Origin of the sequence: Hymenobacter puniceus (assembly GCF_014333525.1) — a bacterium.
In the GTDB taxonomy this organism is placed as follows: Bacteria; Bacteroidota; Bacteroidia; order Cytophagales; family Hymenobacteraceae; genus Hymenobacter.
Map to the genome: position 1 here is coordinate 619,485 of NZ_JACSCX010000003.1, position 23,974 is coordinate 643,458.

A 23,974-nucleotide genomic window follows, 5' to 3' on the forward strand; every position below is an offset into this window, starting at 1 on the left:
TCGCTGGGCTACGCTTCTGCTGCCAGCTCCCGCGCTACGTGCACAGTGTGCACAGCAGCCAGTGCCGCCGTTTCGGTGCGGAGCCGGGAAGCTCCGAGCGTCACGGGCCGGACGCCGTGGGCGAAGGCCGCCGCAATTTCCTGGGGCGTAAAGTCGCCTTCGGGGCCGATGAGCACGCAGCAGCTGCTGCCAGCTGCCGCCACGCGCGCCAGCGGCGTCCGGTCGCCTTCTTCGAGGTGCCCGATGAAGGCGGTGGCGCCATCTATAGTTGGCAGGAAGTCAGCGAAATCCATAAGCTCACCCAGCTGCGGCAGCCACGCCTGACTGGACTGCTTGAGGGCGCTGACGGCTATTTTGTGGAGGCGCTCCAGCTTCAGCTCGCGCCGCTCCGAGCGGGCACAGCGCAGAAAGGAGAGGCGGTCAACGCCGATTTCTACAGCCTTTTCCACCAGCCACTCCATCCGGTCAAGGTTTTTGGTGGGTGCCACAGCTACGTGCACGAAGTAGGAGCGGCGCGGCACTTGCGCTTCGTGCGTGATGCGCAGCTGGCAGCGCTTGGGGTTGGCGTCCGCTACTTCGGCCTGAAACACCCCGCCGCGGCCATCTACCAGCACTACCTCATCACCAGGGGCGAGGCGCAGCACCCGCACGGCGTGCTTGCTTTCGTCTTCGGGCAGCGTGTAGGAGTGGCCGGAAAGGTCGGGGGCGAAGAAAGTATGCGGCATGGGGCAAAGGTAAACCGGAAAAGCACGCGCCAAGGGCCGGGCGCAACACAACGCCCGTGCAACCCACCCGTATGCCCAAGTATGCCCGCCAGCAGCGAGGCGCCTGACCACTTCTCTCTTATTTCTGCACAACTATTATGTCAGTTAAACTCAAAAAACTTTCTCAGCAAACCATCGTCATCACCGGTGCTTCGTCCGGTATTGGCCTCGTAACGGCCCGCATGGCGGCCAAAGCCGGTGCTCGCCTGATTTTGGCAGCTCGAAGCGAAGACGCTCTGCGCCAGCTCACCAGCGAGATCCGGCAGGCCAGCGGCCAGGCCGACTACGTGGTGGCCGACGTCAGCAAGCCCGAGGACGTGCAGCGCCTGGCCCAGGAAGCCGCCACCCGCTACGGCGGCTACGACACCTGGATCAACAACGCCGGGGTGAGCATTTACGGCAAGCTGGAGCAGGTGCCCGTGGAAGATATGCGCCGCTTGTTCGACGTAAACTTCTGGGGCCTGGTAAACGGCTCGCTGGAAGCCGCTAAGCACCTCAAAGGCAAAGGCGGCGCCATCATCAACGTAGGCAGCATCCTGTCGGAAGTCACGGCTATTCTGCAGACCATCTATTCTGCCAGCAAGCACGCCGTGAAAGGCTTCACGGATGGGCTGCGCATGGAGCTGGAAATGGACGAAGCCCCGATTTCAGTGACTCTGATTCAGCCCTCGGCCATCGACACGCCGTACCCGATTCACGCCAAAAACTATATGGAGCGCGAAGCCCAGCACGCGCCGCCGGCCTACGCCCCCGAAACCGTAGCCCGCGCCATTCTGCATGCGGCCGCCCACCCCGAGCGCGACGTAGTGGTGGGTGGCGGCGGCCGCGCCTTCATCGGCATGAACCGCTGGACGCCCGCGCTGCTCGACCAGTTTATGGAAAAGGTATTTGTGAAGCAGGAAAAGGCTGATTACGCCCCGCGTCCGGTACAGCAAAACGGCCTCGACCGGCCCATGGGTGGGCTGGAGGAGCGCGGCAACTACCCCGGCAGCACCCGCGAAACCAGCTACTACACCGAAGCCGTCACGCGCAGCAACACCGGCCTGAAAGCCGCTTTGCTGGTTGGTGCCGGCGTGGCCGCAGCAGCATGGCTGAATGGTAAGTCCAGCCAGAAGAAATAAGTTGACTACCTAGTAATGCAAACGGCCCCACTGATCTGTGTCAGTGGGGCCGTTTGGCGTTTAGTTCAGCTAGATTAGCCCAGCACCTCGTTCAACAAGCCCGCCAGCCGCACGCCGGCCTGCTGGATGCGCTGCTTCATCATTTCGGAGTGCGCCGGGTAGTAGTTGTAGTCGATGTCGCCGTTGGCCGGGGCGCTGCGGTACACCTGCTCACTGGCCTGGTACGACTCCCAGAACCAGCTTTCCGGCGATGATGCCTGCCACTCGCGCACCTGCTGGCGCCGGATGGGACCGTCGTACTTGGTAGCCATTTCCGAGTAGGTGAGGCCCTGATAGTCAATCAGGCCACTGTCCCAGAGGCTGTGCATGTTGGTGTCTTTGCCGCGGTATTTCACCTTGATGTCGTTGCCGCCTTTGTCGTCGGCGTGGCCGGCGTGCAACGGCTGGTGCGCATCACCCACAATATGCACCACGAACTTAAGGGCCGCCACTTTTTCGGCCTGCGATTTGGCGGGGTCGGTTAGTTCCTTGAGCTTGGCCTGTAGCATATTGTAGGCGTTGGGGCTGGTCTGGCCTTTCAAATCCTGCAGATACTGGGTTTCGTTCAGGCCCGAGGGCGAGTTGACGTAGTGCCAGGGGGCAGTTTCCTTGAACTCCGGGTAGTAGCGGATTTCGTCGGGCCAGGTGCTGACCAATGCTAAGGTTTCAGTGCCCAGTAGGCGCTGTACTTCGCGGCGGGCCTTGCGGCTGAGGTGGTTTTCGGCAATCTGGCCCACGGCCCGGTGCCCGTCAACGCCCCAGGCCCACAAGCTCAGTGGCGACAAAAGCAACAAAAACAGCGGCAGCAAACGCTTGCGCATAATCAGAAAGGAAGGTGAGAAGGTCGGAAAACAAGGGCAAATTACTGCCATTCCAAGGATTTGCGGCAATCTTACCAACAAAGTTGGCGCAGGTTAGCGGCTTGTCATGGTTCGTTTCAACTTCTTCGGCGGTAGCTGCTATTCCTAAAATAAAAGAGCCCCGCCGGCAACGCCAGCGGGGCTCTTTTGTAAGCAAACCAACCGTTATACGCTGGCTGCTACTGCTGCTTTGGGGGCGCCGGCCAGGATTTCGTCGTTAGCGAAATCAGCGTACTTCCGGAAGTTGGTTACGAACTTCTGCGCCAGGTCAGCGGCCGTTTTGTCGTAAGCTTCCGGGTCGGACCAGGTGGCGCGTGGGTCCAGGATTTCGGTGGGCACGCCTGGCACCGAAGCTGGCACTTCCACCCCAAAAATCGGGTGTTTGCTGAATTCCACGTCGTTCAGCTCGCCGTTGAGGGCGGCCGTAATCATGGCGCGGGTGTAGCTCAGCTTCATGCGCGAACCGACGCCGTAGCTGCCGCCGCTCCAGCCGGTATTTACCAGCCACACATTCACCTCATTTTCGTCCATCTTCTGGCCCAGCATCTCGGCATACTTGGTGGGGTGCAGGGGCAGGAACACCGCGCCGAAGCAAGCCGAAAACGTGGTCTGTGGCTCGGTGATGCCCATTTCGGTGCCCGCCACCTTTGCCGTGTAGCCACTCATGAAGTGGTACATGGCGTGGCTCTTGTCGAGCTTGCTGATGGGAGGCAATACGCCGAAGGCGTCGGCCGTCAGGAAGAAGATGTTTTTAGGTGCCTCGGCCACCGAAGGCTCAATGGCATTCGGAATGAAGTGAATCGGGTAGGCCGTGCGCGTGTTTTCGGTTACGCTCTTGTTGGCGTAGTCTACGGTGGTAGTACCGGGCACGAAGCGCGTGTTCTCCACAATGGAGCCAGTCTTGATGGCGTTCCAGATTTCGGGCTCTTTCTCAGCGCTCAGGTCAATAACCTTGGCGTAGCACCCGCCCTCAAAGTTGAAGATGCCGGCATCTGGCGTCCAGCCGTGCTCATCGTCGCCAATCAGGCCACGGTTGGGGTCTGCCGACAGCGTGGTTTTGCCGGTACCGGAAAGGCCAAAGAAGATGGCCGTGTCGCCGTCTTTGCCCACGTTGGCCGAGCAGTGCATCGGCAGCGTGGCGCGCTCGTGAGGCAACAGGTAGTTAAGCACCCCAAAGATGCCTTTCTTCATCTCGCCGGCATATCCCGTACCGCCAATCAGAATCATCTTTTTAGAGAAATTCAGGATGGCGAAGTTCTTTTGGCGCGTGCCATCTACGGCCGGGTCGGCCTCGAAGCCGGGGGCGCAGATGATGCTGAAGTCAGGCGTCCAGCTAGTGTCAGCGCCTTCGGCGGGGCGCAGGAACATGTTGTAGCAGAATAGGTTGTGCCAGGCCAGCTCATTCACCACGCGCAGCTTCAGCTGGTAGTCGGGGTTGGCGCCGGCGTAGGCGTCACGCACGTAGATTTCCTTGTCGGCCAGGTACTGCACCATCTTCTGGTGGAGCTGCTCGAACTTGTCTTCGGCAAACGGAATGTTGATGTCACCCCACCACACGCTGTCGGCGGTGCCGGCGTCTTTTACCACAAAACGGTCTTTGGGGGAGCGGCCGGTGAAGGTACCGGTGTCAGCCATCAGGGCGCCGGTGTCGGTGAGCACCCCTTCGTGGCGGCGCAGGGCTTCTTGGGTAAGCTGCTCAGGCGAGAGGTTCAGGTGCACCTGCGCAGCCTGCGTGATGCCAAGCGGAGCCAGGCGGAGGGTAGCGGCGGAATCTAACATAACAGAAGCCGGAAACTGGGTTGGGTGGGAAAATGGGGGAACGGTAGGACAAAAATAGGCAAAACGGCGGTCCGGCAACGTTGCCGGAAAAAAACTTTGCGAAAATTCGCTGGTGAGAGAAGGTAGTTGCAAGCCCTACGGGCAAATAAGGTTGGCTGTTCGGGTGGTTAGGAATCTTTTGTAGCTTTACCAACCTCCGTGCGGTTGCAGCCGGCGGCTTTCCTTCCTTTTTATCACTTCATTTCTACTTCATGCAAACGACCTCCGCCGTGCAGGAGCAGCCCCACATGGCCGCTTCCACCGGCCATCCGAAGGGCCTTTATGTGCTCTTTGCCACTGAAATGTGGGAGCGGTTCAGCTACTACGGTATGCGCGCCCTGCTGTCTTTGTATATGCTCAAGGCGCTCCTTATGAACAAGGAGATGTCGTCTCTGATTTACGGCAACTATACTTCGCTGGTGTACCTGACGCCATTGCTGGGCGGCTACATGGCCGACCGGTACTGGGGCAACCGCCGTTCTATCCTGGTGGGTGGCTTGCTGATGGCCGCCGGACAATTTTCTTTGTTTTTCTCGGCTTCGATGTATGGGGCTGGTCAGACAGAAGTGCCTTCCGCCCAGTTGCTGCTGTTCTTTATTGGCCTCGGCTGCCTGATTTTCGGTAACGGTTTTTTCAAGCCCAATATTTCCTCGATGGTGGGGTCGTTGTACCCAAAAGGAGATTCGCGCATTGACGCGGCCTACACCATCTTCTATATGGGCATCAACCTCGGCGCGTTTTTCTCGCCGCTGGTGTGCGGCACACTCGGCGACACCGGCAATCCGGCCGACTTCAAGTGGGGCTTTCTGGCCGCCGGTATCGGCATGCTGATTGGCAGCCTCACGTTTGAGATGCTGAAAAACAAGTACGTCGTAACGTCAGAAGGCGCGCCGCTGGGCGCCAAGCCTGAGCGCACCGTGGAGCACTCCCCGGTAGTGCCCGTGCAAACCGACGGCCCGGTTCGTTCCGAAACCATTGCCCAGCCCGCCAAGAGCTTTGCCAGCAAGCTGCCCATGCTCATTGGTCTGTTTGCGGTGGTGTACGCGGCCATTGCCTGGCTGATGGACCGTGACTGGATTGGTGCGCTGGTGTTTTCAGCTATGATTGTAGCCCCGGTTACCATCCTGACCGACCCCACGCTCACGGCCCGCGAGAAGCAGAAAATCTACGTTATTTTCATCCTGAGCTTCTTCGTAATCTTCTTCTGGGGCACGTTTGAGCAGGCTGGCGCTTCGCTGACCTTCTTCGCCGACGAGCAGACTGACCGTACGCTGGGCTCTTCGGTGGTGCCGGCTTCCTACTTCCAGTCCGCCAATGCCTTGTTCATCATCATCTTCGCCCCGATTTTCGCGGTGCTCTGGACCTGGATGGGTAAGCGCGGGACCGAGCCTTCCTCGCCTTTGAAAATGTCTATCAGCCTGATGCTGATGGCCGTAGGCTACCTCATCATTGCCTTCGGCGTGAAGGGAGTGGATGCCAGCACCAAAGTGAGCATGTTCTGGCTGATTACTATGTATCTGGTCCACACCTTTGCCGAGCTGTGTCTGTCGCCGATTGGTCTGGCGTTGGTAAATAAGCTGGCTCCGGCCCGGTTTGCCTCCCTGCTGATGGCGGTATGGTTTCTGGCTACAGCCGCCGGCAACAAGCTGGCGGGCGTGCTGTCTGGCCTGTATCCTCCCGGCCCCGGCGAGTTTGCCAAAGCGTCTAAGGAAGGCATCAACCTGCCTAACATTCTGAACGGCACCTCGCAGGCCACCGCCGACGTAACGGCCAAACTGGCGGAACTGGAGCTGGCTTCGAACTGGCCTTCATTCCTGGGCTTCCAAATCACCAGCCTTTACGACTTCTTCATGATCTTTGTGGGGCTATCAGCCGTGGCCTCACTCATTCTGTTTGTGCTGTATAAGCGTCTCAATACGATGATGGCTGAGCCAGTACAAGCGGCGTAGTTTTATTGCTTTCAATCAAAAAGCCCTGTCAGACTTTCCTGGCAGGGCTTTTTTGTGTTTGTAGCTTGCATTAATTTAGCTTACTCTGTCAAGTTTTAGCGCCTTCAGGAATTTCCTACTTCAAAAAATTCTGATGTCAGACCGTGTGCATACCTGGTTGGTGGTAGGCGCCAGCGTGCTGTTGCTGTGCTGCGGCCTGAGCATGCTTGACACGCAGGTGAGCCTGAAATACGAGGTTGGAAATGATTCTTGCCTATCCGTAGTATCGGGCCGTAACCTATGTGCCGACTACGAGCGAATAAAGTGGCTAAGTTGGGCTACACTTGGCGCTTTATGGGCGCTTGTCGGCTTCAGCAACCAACTGATTAGCAAGAAGTAACTTCGCACACCGCCCACGAAAAAGCCCCGCCGAACCAAAGTTAAGCGGGGCTTTTCTTATCTAAGCGGTTGGCTTAGCGGCTGATGCTTACATCATGCCGCCCATGCCGCCCATGCCGGGGGCACCACCGCCATGGCCGTGGTCTTTCTCAGCCTCGGGCTCATCCGAAATCACGCACTCGGTGGTTAGGAGCAGGCCGGCAATCGAAGCGGCATTCTCCAGCGCCAGGCGCGTTACTTTAGTTGGGTCGAGGATACCAGCCGCCATCAGGTTTTCGTAGCGGTCCTCGCGGGCATTGTAGCCGTAGTCGGCTTTGCCTTCGCGCACCTTCTGCACCACCACCGAGCCTTCGCCACCGGCGTTCTGCACGATGGTCCGCAGGGGAGCTTCCAGCGCCGTGCGAATGATGTTTACACCGGTGCGCTCGTCGCCGTTAAGGGTATCAACTGCTTCCAGCGAATCCAGAGCGCGCACCAGCGCTACACCACCGCCGGGTACTACGCCTTCCTCAACGGCGGCGCGAGTAGCGTGCAGGGCATCGTCAACCCGGTCTTTCTTCTCTTTCATCTCCACCTCAGTGCTGGCACCGATGTAGAGGATGGCCACACCACCCGACAGCTTGGCCAGGCGCTCCTGCAGCTTCTCCTTGTCGTAGTCCGACGTGGTAGTGCCGATCTGGGCTTTGATTTCGTTGATACGGGCGGTGATGGTTTCCTTCTCACCCTTACCATTGACGATGGTTGTGTTGTCTTTGTCAATGATAACTTTCTCGGCCGTACCGAGGTACTCCAGCGTCGCGCTGTCGAGCTTGTAGCCGCGCTCTTCCGAAATAACCGTACCGCCCGTCAGGACAGCAATGTCTTCCAGCATGGCTTTGCGACGGTCGCCGAAGCCAGGAGCCTTCACGGCGGCAATCTTCAGCGAGCCACGCAGCTTATTTACTACCAGCGTCGCCAGAGCTTCGCCATCTACGTCTTCGGAGATGATAACCAGCGGCTTACCGCTTTGCACCACCTGCTCCAGCACGGGTAGCAACTCCTTCATGGTGCTCACCTTCTTGTCGTAGATGAGGATGTAGGGGTTGTCGAACTCAGCCTCCATTTTCTCCGGGTTGGTCACGAAGTAGGGGGAGAGGTAGCCGCGGTCGAACTGCATGCCTTCCACCGTTTTCACTTCGGTTTCAGTGCCACGCGCTTCTTCTACAGTAATCACGCCTTCCTTGCCCACTTTGTCCATGGCGTCGGCAATCATTTTGCCGATTTCCATGTCGTTGTTGGCCGAAATAGCGCCTACCTGGGCAATTTCCGACGAGTTTTCAATCTTCTTGGACTGGGCCTTCAGGTTGGCAACCACGGCAATTACTGCCTTGTCGATGCCACGCTTGAGGTCCATAGGGTTGGCACCAGCGGCTACGTTCTTCGAGCCGGCAGCGTAGATAGCCTGGGCTAATACGGTGGCAGTGGTAGTGCCGTCACCGGCCTGGTCAGCCGTTTTGCTGGCTACTTCCTTCACCAACTGGGCACCCATGTTTTCTACTGGGTCGCTCAGCTCAATTTCCTTGGCTACCGTTACACCGTCCTTGGTGATGCTCGGAGCGCCGAATTTCTTGTCGATAACCACATTGCGGCCTTTCGGGCCGAGGGTTACTTTCACGGCGTTAGCCAGTTTGTCTACACCGCGTTTCAGCTTGTCGCGGCCGTCGGTATCGAATTGGATGTTCTTAGCCATCAGTTATTCGGGTATGGGTAATTCAGAAAGAGAGAAAGAAGCGGCTTAGAGTACGGCAAAGATGTCCGACTCCTTCATGATGAGGTAGTCCTCGCCATCTACCGTAATTTCGGTGCCGGCATATTTGCCGTAAAGCACCTGGTCACCTGCCTTTACTTGGGGCTTGATGGTTGTACCATTGTCGGCAACCTTGCCTTCGCCCACGGCTACTACTTCGCCACGCTGGGGTTTCTCCTTGGCCGTGTCGGGAATAATGATGCCCGATTTGGTTTTTTCCTCGGCAGCGGCCGGCGCGACAATCACGCGGTCAGCCAGCGGTTTGATGCTAAGCGACATATTGTACGTTTTGGTTGAAAGGTTTACTTGAAACAAGGTGGTGCCGAGCGTTCCACACTTCCCGTGCCAGCCCGCCAAACCTGACAGAATGAACGCCAAAAAGGCCTCTAATCGGTCAGGTTGCTACGCCAGCCTGCCAAAACCTGACAGAAGCTGTGGGCCCGCTAACTGGCAGTGTGGGCAGTTTGCGGGGCGAAGGTAGCAGAATGCGCGGCTGACGAAAGTGCAGTATTCGGGCGGTAGCGGCCACATTACTCAAGCTGTCTGCGCTATTTTGCTGCTTGCGGCCCTTCGAATGAGGTGCCGCCCCGTACCAGCAGCCACAAAAAACGGCGGCTTCCCGTGAAGGAAGCCGCCGTTGCATGCTGTAGAAAGCCAGAGCTGATTACTGAGCCGGAGCTGGTGCGGGGGCCTGGGCCGGAGCCTGAGCGGGCGCGGTAGCCGGGGCAGCAGCGCCACCGGGAGCGGCTGCGCCAGGAATTGCCGGAGCCGGTGCGGCCGGCAGGCGGGTTTCGAGGGCTTTCTGCTGGTTGATGCTGCGGCCGGGGCCGGCATCCGTGGTGCCGTTGAGCACGTGGGTACCCAGCGTGAGCACCATCAGGGCAATGGCAAAACCCCAGGTGAGCTTCTCCAGCAAGTCGCCGGTGCGCTTCACGCCCATGAGGTTGGCCGCGCCGCCCGAGCCGAACTGGCTGGAGAGGCCACCACCTTTAGGGTTCTGGGCCAGCACCACCAGGGCAAGCAGGAAACACACAAGAATGATTACAATAATAAGCGCAGTGTACATCTACTCCGGAGTTTGCAGTTGTTGAATTTGGTCGGTAAAGTACGCGCTTTTTTCCGGCTGGCGCACCATTAGCCGTTCATATATTTCAATTGCTTTATCGATTTTGCCCTGTTTGACCATGATTTTGGCCAGGCTCTCGGATGCCAGCTGCGGCACCACGCTGGTGCTGCGCACCGATAAATCGGCCTGCTCTTCGGTTGGGGCGGGCCGTTTTGCCGCCGACTTCAGCCGCGGCTGATTCTTCAGGAACTGGTCGATGAGGGTGAGGGAAGAGCGGGCCGGCCGGCGTTTGGGCTGGTGCGCCGCAGCGTGGGCCTGCAGCAGAGCATCGGGCTCGAAGAACTCGTCGGTAGGCAGGCCGGTGGTCAATTCGCCATCCTGCATCTGCAGCGCATAGCCGAGGCGGCTGCCGCCGCCCAGCAGCGCATATGCCAGGGCGGCATCAGAATGGAAGGCCGGCACAACCGGCTTGGGCACCGGTGGCAGCAGGCGGGCCAGCACATCATCTTCCTCCTCATCAGCAGTGTCTCCGGTGAGTTGGTAGGATGAAGGCGCCGGCAGCGTTTCGGCCTCTGCCAGTCCAAACTCAAAGCGGGAAATACCTGCCTCCGCCGGAGGGCGGATGGGCGGCGCTACGGGCGGCAGCAGTTCCTCGGCGGCCAATACAGGCTCGTTTGAAGCGTCGGCAACAGCGGTGGCGGCTGGGGCGCTTGCCACCGCAGTAGGCTGCGCGCTTGCAACTGCCGGCGCTGCTGTAGCGGCTAAGGAATCGGCAACAGCTTCAGGTTCCGAGGTAGCGGCGGCGGCATTCGTGCCCTCAATTAAAGAAGTTACGGTTTCGGCTGCCGTTTCTACTGGGGCGGCAGCTTCTACAGCCGGCTGAGAGGTTGGGTCGGCGGTGGTTGCCGCTGGCTCGGCGGTGTCTGGCAGGACTTCCGCTACTTTTTCGGTAGGCGGCTCAGAAACCGGCAGCGTTTCCGTTTCTGCCGGAGCTACCGTTGTGGTGGCAACCGGGGCTTCTTCTGTTACCAGGGTAGCGCTGCTGCCATCAGCGGAAACCTCTTCCGGCGTGTTTTCCAGCGGCAGCACGTCTTCGGGCTCCAGCGTTTGCAGGAAGGCCGCTGTGTTGCCCGGCGTAGGGGCGGGTTGCGGCGCGGAGGGCGCGCCTACCAGATGTTGCGGCGCGGGAGCAGCAAGGCGCTCCTGCACCGGCTGCTCCAGTAACTGGCGCAGCAATTGGCGGTCGGCGGCGTAGGTGGCAGCCCGGCGCAGGCGCTGGCTGGCCAGCATGCTGCCCCGGTCGTGGGCGGCTTTGGCCAGCAGAATGTGCGCCGACTGGCAATACGGAAAAGCCGCCGCCAATTGCTCCAGCTCCCGGGTTTCCGCTTCCGAAATGCCGCCTACGTGGTCCAGAATATGTAACAGCGACGCGCGGGTCATTTCTTTTTGCGTGTTAGAGGGCCAGATAAGTGGCGCTGGGTTTTGCCGGAAACCAGCCGGCCATTAAAAAAACGAAGTCGGGGGCGCAACAATACGGCAATTACCGCACTTGCGCCAGCCCGGCCACCCCGGCTACCAGTTCGCCACCGACTTGTTGAAGGTATCAGTGATGATGTTCTGGGTGATACGGCGCGTGGCCGTGGGGTCGTTGTTGATGCGCGTAATGTCTTGGTCGGCTGGGAAGTCGCCGTTGCTTTGAAACGTCTGCTCGAAGTCCTGCTTGGGGTCCTTGGTGTTGGAATACTTCACGCGCACCTGAATGGTGAGGCGGTTGACGCCGGCCTGGTCGATGCCGTTTTGGTTCTGGATGGCGGCCGGCGCATAGTCGTAGGCCGTGATGGCGCCCTCAAACTGCAGGTCGCCGTCGCGCGGCACAAGCTTGAGCGTGGTGTTGCGCTGGAAGTAGTCCTTGAAGTCCTCGGTGAAGCGCTGGGCCAGGAAAGACGGCCCGTTGCTGGAGTTATTCTGGAAGGTGCTGATGGAAATGGTTTTCACCTCCGGGTCGATGTTGGTGCCCGAAAACGAGTAAACCGAGCAACCGCTCAGTAAGCTGCAAGCTATAAGCCACAAGCTGCAAGCTAAGAGGGTAGCCGACCTGGTTCCGGCCTTGCGAAAAGGAGCTTGTAGCGCAAGACTACGCATTTTCCAAGTCATACTGCTTGAGTTTACGGTAGAGAGTGCGCTCGGAAATACCCAGGTCGTGGGCGGCGTATTTACGCTTGTTGTGGTGCTTTTTCAGGGCTTTGAGAATCATTTCCTTCTCTTTGGCTTCCAGCGAGAGGGTTTCTTCCTCGGTTTCGTGCGGAATATCTTCCACCCGCTGCACCTCGTCCTCGTAGTCGGTGGCGTCGTCGTCGAGGGGGCCGGGGGTGAGAATGTATTCGGTGGCGCCGCCATCGGGGGAGGGCTGGCGCAACGGGCGGTTGCCGCTTTCGTAGGGCGCGGCGTTGATGTTGGTGAACAGGTGGCTGTTCTGGCGCAGCAACTCCTGCGAGTCCTGCGGGCGCTGGCCGGCGGCCATTTCCAACACCAGCTTCTTGAGGTCGGTCATGTCGCGGCGCATGTCGAAGAGCACTTTGTAGAGCAGGTCGCGCTCCGAGTAGCCGCTGCCGGCCGCATCGGGGCCGGCGGCGTGCAGCAGCATAGGCAGTTGGCTGGCCTGCTCCTGCGGCAGGTACTGGCGCAGGCGGCGGTTGTCAATCTCGCGGTCCGTCTCCAGCACCGACAGCTGCTCGGCCACGTTCTTGAGTTGGCGGATGTTGCCGGGGAAGCGGAAACGCTGTAATTCCTGCACCGCGTCGGGCGTCAGCGTTATCGGCTTGACGCGGTATCTATCGGAAAAGTCAGTGGTAAACTTTCTGAATAATAAGTAGATATCGTCGCCTCGCTCACGCAGTGGTGGAACCGTAATCGGCACCGTGTTCAGGCGGTAATATAAGTCTTCACGAAAGCGGCCCTCGCGCACGGCATCCAGCAGATTCACGTTGGTAGCGGCCACTACGCGCACGTCGGTCTTCTGCACTTTGCTGCTGCCGACGCGGATAAACTCGCCGTTTTCAAGCACTCGCAGCAAGCGGGCCTGGGTGCCGAGCGGCATCTCGCCAATCTCATCGAGGAAGATGGTGCCGCCGTTGGTCACCTCAAAGTAGCCTTTGCGGGCTTCCTGCGCGCCAGTGAATGAGCCCTTTTCGTGCCCGAACAGCTCCGAGTCGATGGTGCCTTCCGGGATGGCGCCGCAGTTGATAGCAATAAACTGCCCGTGCTTGCGCGGCGACAGGGCATGGATAATCTTGGAAAACGACTCCTTGCCGGAGCCACTTTCGCCGGTTATCAGCACCGTCATGTCGGTGGGCGCTACCTGCGTGGCCACCTGAATGGCGTAGTTCAGCGACGGCGCATTGCCGATGATGCCGAACCGTTGTTTGATGCTTTGTATTTCGGAAGGTGTCAAATCAGTTGTCTGTTGGTAGTTGTCCGTTGTCAGTTTGGTAGAACGCAGCATCTTCATGCGCTTGTGACGACGGTGCGAGCGTACGATAATAACGAATGAATCCCTGCAGTAGCTTCTTGCACTCCTGAATAGCTGTCAGAATAAGAGTCAACTCTTCAGAGGAAATATACTGTTGATCAGCGGCCAGATAGCATTGGGTTTCAATCTCAAATAGTGATCCTCGGGCTATAAATAGAAACTGCAGAGTATCACGCGAGTGTTGGCGGCCGCAGCCTTCAGCAATGTTGGACGGAATGGAAACGGCGGCCCGGCGCATTTGATTGCTCAAGCCGAAAAGCTCTTCCTTCGGAAAACGCTTGGTCAGGTTATAGACCGCACTGACCAAAGCCCTGCTTTTTTGCCAGACAACAAGCTCTGTGTAGGACCTTTCAGCTCCGTTTCCCATATCAACAGACACTAACAACTGACAACCAGCAACTGACAACTAATTATTCCACCGAATCCCCCAGCAACGAACCGCCGGTGCCGGTGTGCACGAAGACGTTCACGTAGTCGCCTTTCTGGTAGTGCTTTTTGGGGAAAATGACGACCTGGTTCTGGCTGTTGCGGCCGCTGAGGTGCTGGTCGCTGCGCTTGGAGAAATTCTCGGCCAGCACCCGGTGCATTTTGCCCACGGCCTGCTGGTTGCGGGCGGCGCTGCTTTTCTGCTGCAAATCAATTATTTCCTGCAGGCGGCGCTTTTTCACGTCCAGCGGTACGTCGTCCTGGAGCTTGCGGGCGGCCAGCGTGCCGGGGCGCTCCGAGTAGAAGAACATGAAGGCCATGTCGTACTGCACCCAGTCGATGAGGCTGAGCGTGTCCTGGTGCTCTTCCTCAGTTTCCGAGCAGAAGCCCGCAATCATGTCGGTGCTGATGGCGCAGTCGTTGCCGAGGATGCGGCGGATGGCCTGCACGCGCTCCTCGTACCAGGGCCGGTCGTAGGTGCGGTTCATCAGAGCCAGGATGCGCGAGTTACCGCTTTGGGCCGGTAGATGGATGTATTTGCAGATGTTGTCGTAGCGGGCCATGGTGTGCAGCACCTCGTCCGTAATGTCTTTGGGGTGCGAGGTAGAGAAGCGCACCCGCAACTCCGGGCTCACCAACGCCACACGCTCCAGCAGCTGCGCAAAGTTCACGTGCTCCTGGCCGTCTTCGCTGGCCCACTTGTAGGAGTCCACGTTCTGGCCGAGCAGGGTAACTTCCTTGTAGCCAGCAGCCACCAGATCCTGGGCTTCGCGCACGATGCTGTGGGCGTCGCGGCTCCGCTCACGGCCGCGGGTAAAGGGCACCACGCAGAACGAGCACATGTTGTCGCAGCCGCGCATGATGCTGATGAAGGCCGTGATGCCGTTGCTGTTCAGGCGCACCGGCGTGATGTCGGCGTAGGTTTCCTCGCGGCTCAGCAGCACGTTCACGGCTTTCTGGCCGCCGTCTACCTGCTGGATCAGCTGGGGCAGGTCGCGGTAGGCGTCGGGGCCTACGACTAGGTCCACCAGCTTTTCTTCTTCCAGAAACTTGCTTTTCAGGCGCTCGGCCATGCAGCCGAGCACGCCCACCAGCATGCTGGGCTTGCGTTTTTTGTAGCTGTTGATCTGGGAGAGGCGCATGCGCACGGTCTGCTCGGCCTTCTCACGGATGGAGCAGGTATTAAGCAGCACGAGGTCGGCGCTGGCCAGGTCGTCGGTGGTATCGAAGCCCTGCTCAAACAGGATGCTGGACACGATTTCCGAGTCCGAGAAGTTCATCTGGCAGCCGTAGCTTTCGATGTAGAGCTTGCGGCCCTGACCGGTGCGGGTAGCCGCACTCACGCGCACTTCGCCGGAGGGCTCGTGGGCGTGGGTGGTAGCGTCCACGGCGGGCGTGGGCAGGGTAGGCGTGTCGAGAAAGTCGAGCGTAATCAGCGGTTGGGACATGGAAAAAAGCCTCGGCGGCGTCAGCTACACAGTTCGGTGGAGGGCAAAGGTAGGCTTTTCGGGGCTAAAATGACAGAATGGCAGAGGGGAATGATGTGGTAGTTTCTGTCATCCTGAGCTTGCGAAGGACCTTATCACGCGAGAACGAGCCGCGCTTATGGTAGTTCCTGCAGCGGCTCGGAGGGTTGCGCTGAGGTTCGCGGAGTCGTTCTCATTCTATAAGGTCCTTCGCAAGCTCAGGATGACAGTACCGTTCCAATCCACCCTCTCACCTCAGCCCAGATAGTCCAGCACCTCGCGGACGTCCTGCACGGTGTGAAACGCCAAGCCCTCCAGCAGCTCGGGCGCAACGTGCTCGAAAATCCAGTTGGCATGGTAAGGCACGTGCACGGCGCGGAGGCCCAGCCGGGCCACGGGCAGAATGTCGGATTTCAATGAGTTGCCAATCATCACAAAGTTGTCGGCCGAGGCGTTGTAGCGGGTGAGCAGGCGCTGGTAGGTGGTTTCGTTTTTCTCGCTCACCACTTCCACGTGGTCGAACAGGTCGCCAAGGCCGGAGCGGGCAATTTTGCTTTCCTGGTCGAACAGGTCGCCTTTGGTGAGCACCAGCAGGCGGTGGCCGCGCTGGCGCAGCTCTGTCACCACGTCAATTACGCCGGGCAGGGGCTCGATGGGGTAGCGCAGCAGGTCTTTGCCCATGTCGAGGATTTCCTGAATATCGGAGCCGCGTACGTTGCCCTGGGTGAGTTGGATGGCGGTTTCAATCATCGAGAGCATAAACGACTTGGCGCCGTAGCCGAACAGCTCCATGTTGCGGCGCTGCACGTCATTGAGGTGCGTGCTGATGTGGGTGGCGTCGCCGCAATGGGCCATAATTTCAAAAAGACGCGCTTCCACCTGGTCGAAGTGGGGCTGGTTGGGCCAGAGCGTGTCGTCGGCGTCGAAGGCAATGAGCAGGGGAGCGGGCATGGTCTGATAATAGCTGAAAACCCGCGCCAACGGCCCGGAGAGCCAGCAAAGTTACCGAACTTGCCGGCCATGAAACAGCTGATCGACCAAGCCACCTGGAACCGCCGTGAGCATTTTGCCTTCTTCTCCCAGTTTGAAGAACCGTTTTTCGGGCTGGTGGCGCCCGTGAACTGCACCGGTGCGCAGGCCGAGGCCAAGCGGCTGGGCGTGTCATTTTTCCTGTACTACCTGCACCACGCCGCGCAGGCCGCCAATGCCGTGCCCGAGTTCCGTACCCGCATCGAAGATGGGCAGGTGTACCAGTATGAGCAGGTGCACGTTTCGGCCACGCTCGGCCGCCCCGACCATACGTTTTCGTTTTCCTTTATCGAGCAAAACCCCGACCTGGCCACGTTTGTGGCCTCGGCCGAAGCGGAAATAGCGGCCGTGCAAGCCAGCACCGGTCTGCGTCTGAGTGGTACCACTGCCCGCGTGGACGTGCTGCACTGCTCGGCTATTCCGTGGGTGCGCTTCAGCGGCCTCACCCACGCCCGCAGCTTCACGCACCCCGACAGCTGCCCTAAAATCTCCTTCGGCCAGCTCTACGAGGAAAACGGCGCCACCTACATGCCCGTCTCGGTGAACGTGCACCACGCGCTGGCCGATGGCTACCACGTCGGGCTGTTTCTGCAGGAGTTCGAGCGGCGGCTGGGTGGTGGGTTGGTGGGGTAATAGATTGGTGGGTTGAACGTCATGCTGAGCTTGTCGAAGCATCTCTACCGCTTCGTTTTGCTGAGCTTATCGAAGCAGTAGAGGTGCTTCGATAAGCTCAGCAGGACGTTCTTTTTACCTCGTCACCTCATTACTCCGCCACCACTGCGCCCAGCACATCCAGAATAGCGCGGGCTTTGAGCAGGCATTCCTCGTACTCGCGCTCCGGCACCGAGTCGTAGGTGATGGCCGAGCCAACCTGGAAGCTGAGGTAGCCTGTATCGGGGCGGTACTGCAGGCTGCGAATGACGACGTTGAACTCGAAGTCGCCGTTGGGCCAGGCGTAGCCGATGCTGCCGCTGTAGAGGCCGCGCCGGGTCTGCTCGTAGTGCTCGATAAGCTGCATGGCCCGGATTTTTGGCGCGCCGGTCATCGAGCCCATTGGGAAGGCAGCGCGCAGCACGTCCACCAGATCCACACCAGGGCGCAGCTGGGCCTGCACCGTGGAAATCATCTGCCAGACGTGCCGGAAAGGGTAAAGGCCGAACAGCTCGGGTACCTGCACGGTGCCAGTTTCGGCCACGCGGGCGAGGTCGTTGCGCACCAGATCCACAATCATCAGGTTTTCGGCGCGCTCCTTTTCGTCGTGCAGCAGAGTCTGGCGCTGCTGTTCGTCTTCGGCGGGGGTGCCACCGCGCCGGATGGTGCCTTTGATGGGCTGCGAGACGATGGTGTCGGCTCGGCGGGACAAAAACCGCTCGGGCGAAGCGCAGAGAAGGTAGTGGCTGTGGTGCCGGAAGAAGCCCGCAAACGGCGCCGGCGAAGCGGCGTTGAGGCGCAAAAACACGTCTACCGGGTCCAGTTGCACGCCTTCGGCGTAGAACTCCTGGCACAGGTTCAGCTCGTACACTTCACCATTGAGGATGTCCTCGCGCACGGCATCTACCGCCCGCAGGTAATCCGTTTTGGACATGCGGGGCGTGAGGGCCGGCACGGTAGGTGCCGGCGAAACCGGTAGCTCCGTGGTCAAAATGGCATTCAGCACGCCGGCCGTGTGGCCGTGCAGCTCCAGCGTATCCGGCCGCCAGATCAGCCAGGTTTGCGGCGAAAAGAAATGCAGTGTCGGCCACGCCAGCCCCGAGGCGTTGCGGCTGTGCAGGTCTTCAATTTCATTTTTGACATCGTACGTCAGCAAGCCCAGGCGTGGTGCTGCGCTGGCCTGTTGCTGCCACGCGCGTAGCTCGTCCAGCGTGCGGGGTGCATCGGGCGCATCTGTGGCCACGCCCAGCAACTGGTCGAAAGGGCCCTGTGGATAGGCTAAGTTGTTGGGCTCGAAGTAAGCGCAGTGCGGAAAGCTGACCGCCCAGCGCAGGGCGCGGGCCCGGAAATCGGCGGGCAACTCGGAAAGGGGAACAGACAGCATGGTGGCGGACACGGGGCAAAGGTACACGGCCAAGGGCCGGAAACCGGCGTCAGGGTGCTTACTCGCCTAACTCTTTCAGGGCCAGCTTAGCTTTGGTATCGGTGCTGTTTTTGTACTCGTGCTTTGCGTAGCTCAGGGCTTTTCTGAAATAAATCCGAGCCGTGTTGGCTTGCCCTTCAGCCTGATACAGATAGCCAAGCTGCAGTGCAGCCTGAGGCGCGAAATAATACGGGGCGTTGCCGGCCAGCGCGATAGTGCGGGCGTAGAGCAGCCGCGCCGAGTCGGGGCGGCCGAGCAGGTGCCAGGCGCGGGCCCGCCGGTAGGGCTCCTCCAGCTGGTCGCGTAGGGGCGTGGCGGCAGTGCTCCGGAACCCGGCTAGGGTGGTCAGGGCCTCGCGGTAGTAGCCGCCGTCAATCTGCAGCCGGGCCCGCGTAAGCAACGGGTTGAGCGGCAACTTGCCTTCAATAAAACGCTGCGCATAGGTGTCTTCCTCCACTACGGTGTGGCCGCCAGCGGTAATCTGACGGCGGTAGCGGGCGGCGGCCGGCGCGTCGCCACCCAGCCAGGCGGCCAGGTAAAGCTTGAACCAGGCGTCTTTGCGGTAGTGCTGGCCTTGGTATTGCTGCAGAAATAGCTCGTTTTCGTGGCGGGAAGCGGCATACTCGCCTTGGTAGAGCAGCAGGTCGGCGGCCATGTGGCGCAGGTAGGGCAAGGCCACGTAAGCTGGCCCGGTGGGGCGGGCGCGGTAGGCGGCCAGCGCTGCCTCGGTGTGGTGCTGCTTTTTGTGCAAACTCACAAGTAGGTAGGCGTAGAGCAGGTTGTCGGGTTGCTGCTGCTGGAGCTGGCGGATCAGCAGGAGCCCTGCCTCGGGCTTTTTGTAGTAGGTTTCTTCCACCAAGGCCAGCAAAATCCGGGCTTCTGTCTGGAAGTCGTTGGGCTGGCGGGCAGCGGCGCGCAGGTTGCTCAGGCCGCCCGTTACACTGCCGGGCAGTCCCAGCAGCTTCAGAAACCAGCGGTAGCCGTCCGGCAACGACCCAATAAAGAACTGCATCAGCCCCAGCGTTTTGCGCGCCGGCAGGTAGTGGGGGTAGCGCTTCACCACGGCCTGCATCTGCTGGTAGGCCTGCCGCAAGCTCCAGGCGCCCTGCACCTCGTGCCCAAACACCACCTGCGCTGCCGCTTGGTGCAGCCGGATTTCAGCGCGGGCATACTCCGGCAGCGCGCCTGGCGCCGGCGTTTTCTCCAGTTGGGCCAGCCGCTGGTCCTGGGCGGCCACGGTGGCGGCGTAGCGGCTGGCGTCCTGCGTGACGAGTAGCTCCGTGATGCTGGCGGCATCAAGCACGAGCAGCGTGCCCGCCGTAGCGGGCGACTCGCGCAGCATGGTGCGGGCCGCGTTGGGGCGCAGTTTCAGCACTTCAGTGTAAGCCCGCACCTGAATGGAGCTGAGTTGGTTTTCGGGTTGCCGAAGCTCCAGCTGCGGCCCCCCGTGGGCCATCCCGAAACGCAGCAGAGCGCACAGCAGCAGCAGCCACTGACGTAGTGTACTGCTACACTCCTGACGGCATATTGTGCCCAAAACCAGCATTCAATGACTTATAAGGACAAAGAAAAAGGAACGACGTGAGGCCGTTCCTTTTTCAACTTCAGGAAAGAGAAAAGCTACGCTACGCGGGCTTCTACATCGGCCAGAACCCGGCCACAATGCTCACACACGATGATTTTCTTGTGGGCAATGATGTCGGCCTGGCGCTGCGGGGGCACCGTGTTGAAGCAGCCGCCGCAGGCGTCGCGCTTCACCGTCACCACGGCCAGGCCGTTGCGTACGTTGCCACGGATGCGGGTATAGGCGGTGTAGAGGCGCTCCTCGATAGGCTGCTTGGCGCCTTCGCGCTCATCCAGCAGCTTTTTCTCGTCGGCTTCGCTTTCGCCTACAATGACGTTCAGCTCACCTTTCTTGTTCTCAAGGTCTTTCTTGCGCTCTTCCAGCTTCTGCTTGGTGCCACCAATTTCAACATTCTTCATGTCGATCTGGTACTGCGCCTCCTTGATTTTCTTTTCCGAAATCTGGATTTCCAGCTTCTGCAACTCGATTTCCTTGGCAATAGCCTCGTACTCGCGGTTGTTGCGCACGTTCTGCTGCTGGTCTTCGTAGCGCTTGATCAGGCCATCGGCATCTTTGGCGGCCTGCTTGCGCTGTTTGATTTGGTCGTTGAGGCCGGAGATTTCCTCGTCGAACTTGCTTACGCGCACCTCGTAGCCGGCAATTTCATCTTCCAGGTCGCGCACTTCTTCGGGAAGGTCGCCGCGCACGCGCCGGATTTCGTCGAGCTGCGAGTCAATGCGTTGCAGGTTGAGCAGGGATTCCAGCTTGCTGGCAACGGGGGCATCGGCCGGGGCAGTGGCGACGGTCTTAGCAGTCATATCGGACGGGGTTGGTGTAGGTCTCGGCAATGAAGAGCGCAAAAGTACTTCCAAACTTATCGGTAAGCAAATCCCGGAAGATTTCACCGGTGAATTGTTCGCTCTCAAAGTGTCCTACGTCGCAGAGCAGCAAGTGGCCTTCGGCCTGGAAATATTCGTGGTATTTCAGGTCGCCGGTTACGTAGGCGTCGGCACCGGCGGCGCGGGCTTTGCCAATCAGAAAGCTGCCCGCACCGCCGCAGATGGCTACTTTTTTGATGGGTTGGTCGAAGTCGGTGTGCTTCACCACGGGCACGCCCAGGGCTTCTTTGAGGCGCTGCCGAAACGCCGATGGGCTCAGGGCTTCGGGCAGCTCGCCCACCATACCGGAGCCTACTTCCTGGTTTTCGTTTTCCAGCTGGATGATTTCGTAGGCCACTTCCTCGTAAGGGTGGGCCTGGCGCAACGCCTGCAGCGCTGCCCGCTGCCGATGCAGCGGCAGCAGCACTTCCACCCGCTGCTCGGGCCCGGTGTGCGGCTGGCCCGGCTCCCCCGAAAATGGGTTGGTGCCCAGGCCGGGCGTGAACGTGAACGTGCCATCCATGCGGAAGCTGCACGCTGAATAGTCACCGATCTGGCCGGCGCCAGCGGCGTAGAGGGCGGCCAGCACGGCTTCAGTGTGGGTGGCGGGCACGTAGGTTATCAGCTTGGCCAGCAAGCCGGTTTTGGGGTCGAGGATGCGCACGTTTTGCAGGCCCAGCTTGTCGGCCAGCTTGCGGTTGACGCCGTGGCGGACGTTGTCGAGGTTGGTGTGGGCGGCGTAGAGCGCTACATCGTTTTTAATGGCTTTGAGCAGGGTTTGCTCTACCTCGTTGGCGCCGGTGAGGCGTTTGAGGGGCTTGAAAATCAACGGGTGATGGGCCACCACCACGTTGCAGCCCCGCCGGATGGCCTCGTCTACCACGGCCGGCGTGCAGTCCAGCGCAATCAGCACACCGGTTATTTCCTGCTGTGGGTTGCCGCACTGCAGGCCGGCGTTATCGTAGGATTCCTGGTAGGCGAGGGGCGCCGCCGCTTCCAGCGCACGGGCAAGTTCCTGAACGGTTGGCATTTGGGGAATTAAAAATTGAGAATTAAAAATTAAAAATGACGCTGTGTCATCCTCCCAGTCCGGCGGCGGAGGCTTCCGACCAGAGCAACGTCAACCCGCCGCAAATTTCGCCAGCTGCCCCAATTCATAATTTTTAATTCTCACTTTTTAATTGAAGCAGCACCTCCGCGTATTGCGCCACGTGGTCGGCCAGGTAACGGCGCCGGTACTGCATGATATAACGCGGATGGTCCAGCACGATAATCTTGTCGAACAGCTCCAACTCCTGATTGAGCTTTTCAAACAGCAGCCCATTGCGCCGGCCCAGGCAAATGGCCGCGTGGCGGGCCAGCCCCAACTCCGACACCTGCCGCTGCAGCGTCACCCGGATTTCGGGCTCCAGGGCCCGCTGCAGCGCCGGCGAGTCGTAGTAGTTGTAGTTTTTGCTGTCGCGCAGCAGCACCAGCGGGTACAGGGAGCTTAGGTAGAAGTGGCGGTAGAATTCGGTGGGGCCACCCAACTCGGCTACCACCCGGTACACGAACTGGCTGCTCAGCTCCGGGTGCCGCGGCTGGCCGTTAAGGATGCCGCAATGGTCGGCCAGCGCAGCCGGATCGGTGAAGGCCACGCCGGTGCGGCCCGAACCAAACCGACCCGGATTGATGCCCAGCAGCGCCACCCGCGGGCGGTTGTCGGCGTAGAATTTCTGCGCAAACTGCGTGAGCAGCGCCGCTACGACTGGTTCCTGATAGGGGTTGTAGGCCTGTACCTCGTCGGGCAGGGCCGGGGCCGGCGGAAATGTGACAAGCAGGTGCAGCAGGCGGTCAGCGAAGGTGTCGGGCATATGCTGTTGAGACGCATATTCGCGGCCTGGCGTTGCTAACGTTGGTTGATCTGCTCTGCTGACGACCGAAAGCATCAGGCAAAGGTGCGGCGGAAGCATCTTGCCGAAAGCTGACCCTCTACCCGGATAGCACTCGGAATTCCGGGGTGTAGTGACTGACTTTACTGCACTGGCGAGATTCCTCGCGCTGCTTGGAATGACGGCAAAAACAACGGCAGCAACGACGAGGCGCAAAATATTGCGTCTCTACAGCATACAAGATCCTGCTCCGCTACCTTTGTCACCCTATGCCCTCGTTCCTGACGCTGTTGCTGCTGCCTTTCAGCTGGCTCTACGCCGGCGTGATGGCCGTGCGCAACTGGCTGTATGATACGGGCCGCAAGCCGTACGGCAATTTCTGGCCGGTGCCGGTGCTTGGCGTGGGCAACCTGCGGGTGGGTGGCACCGGCAAAACGCCGCACGTAGCGTGGCTGGTGCGTGAGCTGCTGCGGCAGGGCCAGCAGCCCGCCATCCTCAGCCGCGGCTACGGCCGCCGCACCCGCGGCTTCCGCCTCGGCAGTGCCCAGGAAACCGCCGAAACCTTCGGCGACGAGCCGTTGCAGCACTATCAGGACTTTGGCGCCGCCGTGCCGGTGGCCGTCTGCGAAGACCGCCTGACCGGCCTCAATAAGCTGTTTGCCTTGCCCCAGGTAGGGGCCGTGGTGCTCGATGATGCCTACCAGCACCGCCGCGTTCAGCCCGATTTCAGCGTGCTGCTTACCGAGCAGCACCGGCCTTTTTATGAGGACTACGTGCTGCCCGCCGGCCGCCTGCGCGAAAGCCGGGCCGGGGCCCGCCGCGCCGACGTGGTGATTGTGACCAAGTGCGACACCGACCTGGACGCTGTGCGGCAGCAGGAAATTGCGCGCCGCATCCGGCGCTACGCCCGGCCCGAGGTGCCGGTGCTGTTTTCCACCTATGCCTACGCCGCGCCGGTGCCATTGGCCGGCAGCGCCGCCCCATCGGCCCCGGGCGGGCCGGAAATCGTGCTGCTGACGGGCATTGCGCAGCCGGAGCCGCTGCTGGATTATCTCACGGCAGCAGGCTTCCGGGTGGTGCATCATGCGGCCTTCGCCGACCACCATAGCTTCACGGCCCCGGAAATTGCGGCTCTGGCCGCGCATTGCGGGCCCGGACGTTGTATTTTTACCACGCAGAAAGACGCCACCCGGTTGCTGGCGCCCGCGCTGCATACGGAAATAGCCCGCCTGCCCGTTTTCTACCTTCCTATCACCGTGGAGTTTCTGGCCGATGGCGCCGCCCGCCTGCGCCAGCTGCTGTCACCCTTCATTCAGCCCCAAGCTGTTGTCTGACTCGTTGTTGCCTTCGTTGTGT

At 60.1% G+C, this 23,974-nt stretch carries 21 protein-coding genes; 4 read left to right on the forward strand and 17 right to left on the reverse strand.

The genetic code is table 11. The features are described 5' to 3' along the window. Positions 1–8: 8 nt before the first annotated feature. The gene (locus tag H8B14_RS11270; RefSeq protein ID WP_187315732.1) at positions 9–725 is read right to left on the reverse strand and encodes a 16S rRNA (uracil(1498)-N(3))-methyltransferase; all 717 of its coding nucleotides are present in this window, start codon (positions 723–725) and stop codon (positions 9–11) included. Positions 726–862: 137 nt separating this feature from the next. Between H8B14_RS11270 and H8B14_RS11275 the strand changes: the two genes are divergently transcribed. Then, a complete protein-coding gene (locus tag H8B14_RS11275) occupies positions 863–1,885 on the forward strand; it encodes an SDR family oxidoreductase (RefSeq protein ID WP_187315733.1) in 1,023 nt (340 codons plus the stop codon). Positions 1,886–1,959: 74 nt separating this feature from the next. On the opposite strand, the gene H8B14_RS11280 is transcribed toward H8B14_RS11275, so the two are convergent. Together H8B14_RS11280 and pckA are read right to left on the reverse strand one after the other, a co-directional pair. After that, the gene (locus H8B14_RS11280) at positions 1,960–2,745 is read right to left on the reverse strand and encodes a S1/P1 nuclease (RefSeq protein WP_187315734.1); all 786 of its coding nucleotides are present in this window, start codon (positions 2,743–2,745) and stop codon (positions 1,960–1,962) included. Positions 2,746–2,949: 204 nt separating this feature from the next. Next, positions 2,950–4,563, reverse strand: a complete 1,614-nt coding sequence (gene pckA / locus H8B14_RS11285) for a phosphoenolpyruvate carboxykinase (ATP) (RefSeq protein WP_187315735.1) — start codon at positions 4,561–4,563, stop codon at positions 2,950–2,952. Between the two features lie 251 nt (positions 4,564–4,814). Between pckA and H8B14_RS11290 the strand changes: the two genes are divergently transcribed. Next, complete coding sequence (locus H8B14_RS11290; RefSeq protein WP_187315736.1) at positions 4,815–6,551, forward strand: peptide MFS transporter; 1,737 nt, start codon at positions 4,815–4,817, stop codon at positions 6,549–6,551. A 466-nt stretch (positions 6,552–7,017) separates the two neighbouring features. Here the strand turns inward: H8B14_RS11290 and groL are convergent, their stop codons facing one another. The 9 genes from groL to H8B14_RS11335 all read right to left on the reverse strand — a co-directional run bounded on the left by groL (position 7,018) and on the right by H8B14_RS11335 (position 16,153). Then, complete coding sequence (gene groL, locus H8B14_RS11295; RefSeq protein WP_187315737.1) at positions 7,018–8,658, reverse strand: chaperonin GroEL; 1,641 nt, start codon at positions 8,656–8,658, stop codon at positions 7,018–7,020. 45 nt (positions 8,659–8,703) lie between these two features. Continuing rightward, on the reverse strand, positions 8,704–8,994 hold the full coding sequence (groES, locus tag H8B14_RS11300; RefSeq protein WP_185889738.1) for a co-chaperone GroES: 291 nt from the start codon (positions 8,992–8,994) through the stop codon (positions 8,704–8,706). 385 nt (positions 8,995–9,379) lie between these two features. Continuing rightward, positions 9,380–9,781 (reverse strand): preprotein translocase subunit SecG, encoded by a 402-nt coding sequence (secG, locus tag H8B14_RS11305; protein WP_187315738.1) that lies wholly within the window; start codon positions 9,779–9,781, stop codon positions 9,380–9,382. Then, entirely contained in the window at positions 9,782–11,221 is a 1,440-nt protein-coding gene (locus tag H8B14_RS11310) for a hypothetical protein (RefSeq protein ID WP_187315739.1), read from the reverse strand. A gap of 132 nt (positions 11,222–11,353) precedes the next feature. Further along, positions 11,354–11,851, reverse strand: coding sequence for an LptE family protein (locus H8B14_RS11315; RefSeq protein ID WP_261989970.1), 498 nt, complete (start codon positions 11,849–11,851; stop codon positions 11,354–11,356). Between the two features lie 64 nt (positions 11,852–11,915). Further along, the gene (locus H8B14_RS11320; RefSeq protein WP_187315741.1) at positions 11,916–13,232 is read right to left on the reverse strand and encodes a sigma-54 interaction domain-containing protein; all 1,317 of its coding nucleotides are present in this window, start codon (positions 13,230–13,232) and stop codon (positions 11,916–11,918) included. Between the two features lies 1 nt (position 13,233). Continuing rightward, positions 13,234–13,689 carry a four helix bundle protein gene (locus H8B14_RS11325; protein WP_315984822.1) on the reverse strand — a complete coding sequence of 152 codons (456 nt, stop codon included), beginning with the start codon at positions 13,687–13,689 and terminating at the stop codon, positions 13,234–13,236. A 31-nt stretch (positions 13,690–13,720) separates the two neighbouring features. Then, on the reverse strand, positions 13,721–15,184 hold the full coding sequence (gene miaB, locus H8B14_RS11330; RefSeq protein WP_187315742.1) for a tRNA (N6-isopentenyl adenosine(37)-C2)-methylthiotransferase MiaB: 1,464 nt from the start codon (positions 15,182–15,184) through the stop codon (positions 13,721–13,723). A gap of 273 nt (positions 15,185–15,457) precedes the next feature. Beyond that, complete coding sequence (locus tag H8B14_RS11335) at positions 15,458–16,153, reverse strand: HAD family hydrolase (RefSeq protein WP_187315743.1); 696 nt, start codon at positions 16,151–16,153, stop codon at positions 15,458–15,460. A 69-nt stretch (positions 16,154–16,222) separates the two neighbouring features. Between H8B14_RS11335 and H8B14_RS11340 the strand changes: the two genes are divergently transcribed. Further along, on the forward strand, positions 16,223–16,864 hold the full coding sequence (locus H8B14_RS11340) for a chloramphenicol acetyltransferase (RefSeq protein WP_187315744.1): 642 nt from the start codon (positions 16,223–16,225) through the stop codon (positions 16,862–16,864). 130 nt (positions 16,865–16,994) lie between these two features. On the opposite strand, the gene pabB is transcribed toward H8B14_RS11340, so the two are convergent. From pabB to H8B14_RS11365, 5 genes are all read right to left on the reverse strand, one after another. Further along, the gene (gene pabB, locus H8B14_RS11345) at positions 16,995–18,278 is read right to left on the reverse strand and encodes an aminodeoxychorismate synthase component I (RefSeq protein WP_315984823.1); all 1,284 of its coding nucleotides are present in this window, start codon (positions 18,276–18,278) and stop codon (positions 16,995–16,997) included. 46 nt (positions 18,279–18,324) lie between these two features. Next, entirely contained in the window at positions 18,325–19,761 is a 1,437-nt protein-coding gene (locus H8B14_RS11350; protein ID WP_187315745.1) for a tetratricopeptide repeat protein, read from the reverse strand. A gap of 164 nt (positions 19,762–19,925) precedes the next feature. After that, complete coding sequence (locus H8B14_RS11355) at positions 19,926–20,687, reverse strand: zinc ribbon domain-containing protein (RefSeq protein WP_187315746.1); 762 nt, start codon at positions 20,685–20,687, stop codon at positions 19,926–19,928. Next, complete coding sequence (locus tag H8B14_RS11360) at positions 20,677–21,777, reverse strand: Nif3-like dinuclear metal center hexameric protein (protein ID WP_187315747.1); 1,101 nt, start codon at positions 21,775–21,777, stop codon at positions 20,677–20,679. Before H8B14_RS11360 ends, H8B14_RS11355 begins: the two co-directional genes overlap by 11 nt. Before the next feature lie 133 nt (positions 21,778–21,910). Beyond that, entirely contained in the window at positions 21,911–22,600 is a 690-nt protein-coding gene (locus H8B14_RS11365; RefSeq protein WP_187315748.1) for a uracil-DNA glycosylase family protein, read from the reverse strand. Between the two features lie 287 nt (positions 22,601–22,887). Between H8B14_RS11365 and lpxK the strand changes: the two genes are divergently transcribed. Continuing rightward, positions 22,888–23,952: a tetraacyldisaccharide 4'-kinase gene (gene lpxK / locus H8B14_RS11370; protein ID WP_187315749.1), complete on the forward strand. Its 1,065-nt coding sequence runs from the start codon at positions 22,888–22,890 to the stop codon at positions 23,950–23,952. The last annotated feature ends 22 nt before the right edge of the window (positions 23,953–23,974 follow it).

Excerpts from the sequence above, each read along its gene's own strand:
- H8B14_RS11270 (WP_187315732.1), bottom strand. The coding sequence starts at position 725 with ATGCCGCATACTTTCTTCGCCCCCGACCTTTCCGGCCACTCCTACACG.
- H8B14_RS11275 (WP_187315733.1), top strand. The coding sequence starts at position 863 with ATGTCAGTTAAACTCAAAAAACTTTCTCAGCAAACCATCGTCATCACC.
- H8B14_RS11280 (WP_187315734.1), bottom strand. The coding sequence starts at position 2,745 with ATGCGCAAGCGTTTGCTGCCGCTGTTTTTGTTGCTTTTGTCGCCACTG.
- pckA (WP_187315735.1), bottom strand. The coding sequence starts at position 4,563 with ATGTTAGATTCCGCCGCTACCCTCCGCCTGGCTCCGCTTGGCATCACG.
- H8B14_RS11290 (WP_187315736.1), top strand. The coding sequence starts at position 4,815 with ATGCAAACGACCTCCGCCGTGCAGGAGCAGCCCCACATGGCCGCTTCC.
- groL (WP_187315737.1), bottom strand. The coding sequence starts at position 8,658 with ATGGCTAAGAACATCCAATTCGATACCGACGGCCGCGACAAGCTGAAA.
- groES (WP_185889738.1), bottom strand. The coding sequence starts at position 8,994 with ATGTCGCTTAGCATCAAACCGCTGGCTGACCGCGTGATTGTCGCGCCG.
- secG (WP_187315738.1), bottom strand. The coding sequence starts at position 9,781 with ATGTACACTGCGCTTATTATTGTAATCATTCTTGTGTGTTTCCTGCTT.
- H8B14_RS11310 (WP_187315739.1), bottom strand. The coding sequence starts at position 11,221 with ATGACCCGCGCGTCGCTGTTACATATTCTGGACCACGTAGGCGGCATT.
- miaB (WP_187315742.1), bottom strand. The coding sequence starts at position 15,184 with ATGTCCCAACCGCTGATTACGCTCGACTTTCTCGACACGCCTACCCTG.
- H8B14_RS11335 (WP_187315743.1), bottom strand. The coding sequence starts at position 16,153 with ATGCCCGCTCCCCTGCTCATTGCCTTCGACGCCGACGACACGCTCTGG.
- H8B14_RS11340 (WP_187315744.1), top strand. The coding sequence starts at position 16,223 with ATGAAACAGCTGATCGACCAAGCCACCTGGAACCGCCGTGAGCATTTT.
- H8B14_RS11350 (WP_187315745.1), bottom strand. The coding sequence starts at position 19,761 with ATGGCCCACGGGGGGCCGCAGCTGGAGCTTCGGCAACCCGAAAACCAA.
- H8B14_RS11355 (WP_187315746.1), bottom strand. The coding sequence starts at position 20,687 with ATGACTGCTAAGACCGTCGCCACTGCCCCGGCCGATGCCCCCGTTGCC.
- H8B14_RS11360 (WP_187315747.1), bottom strand. The coding sequence starts at position 21,777 with ATGCCAACCGTTCAGGAACTTGCCCGTGCGCTGGAAGCGGCGGCGCCC.
- H8B14_RS11365 (WP_187315748.1), bottom strand. The coding sequence starts at position 22,600 with ATGCCCGACACCTTCGCTGACCGCCTGCTGCACCTGCTTGTCACATTT.
- lpxK (WP_187315749.1), top strand. The coding sequence starts at position 22,888 with ATGCCCTCGTTCCTGACGCTGTTGCTGCTGCCTTTCAGCTGGCTCTAC.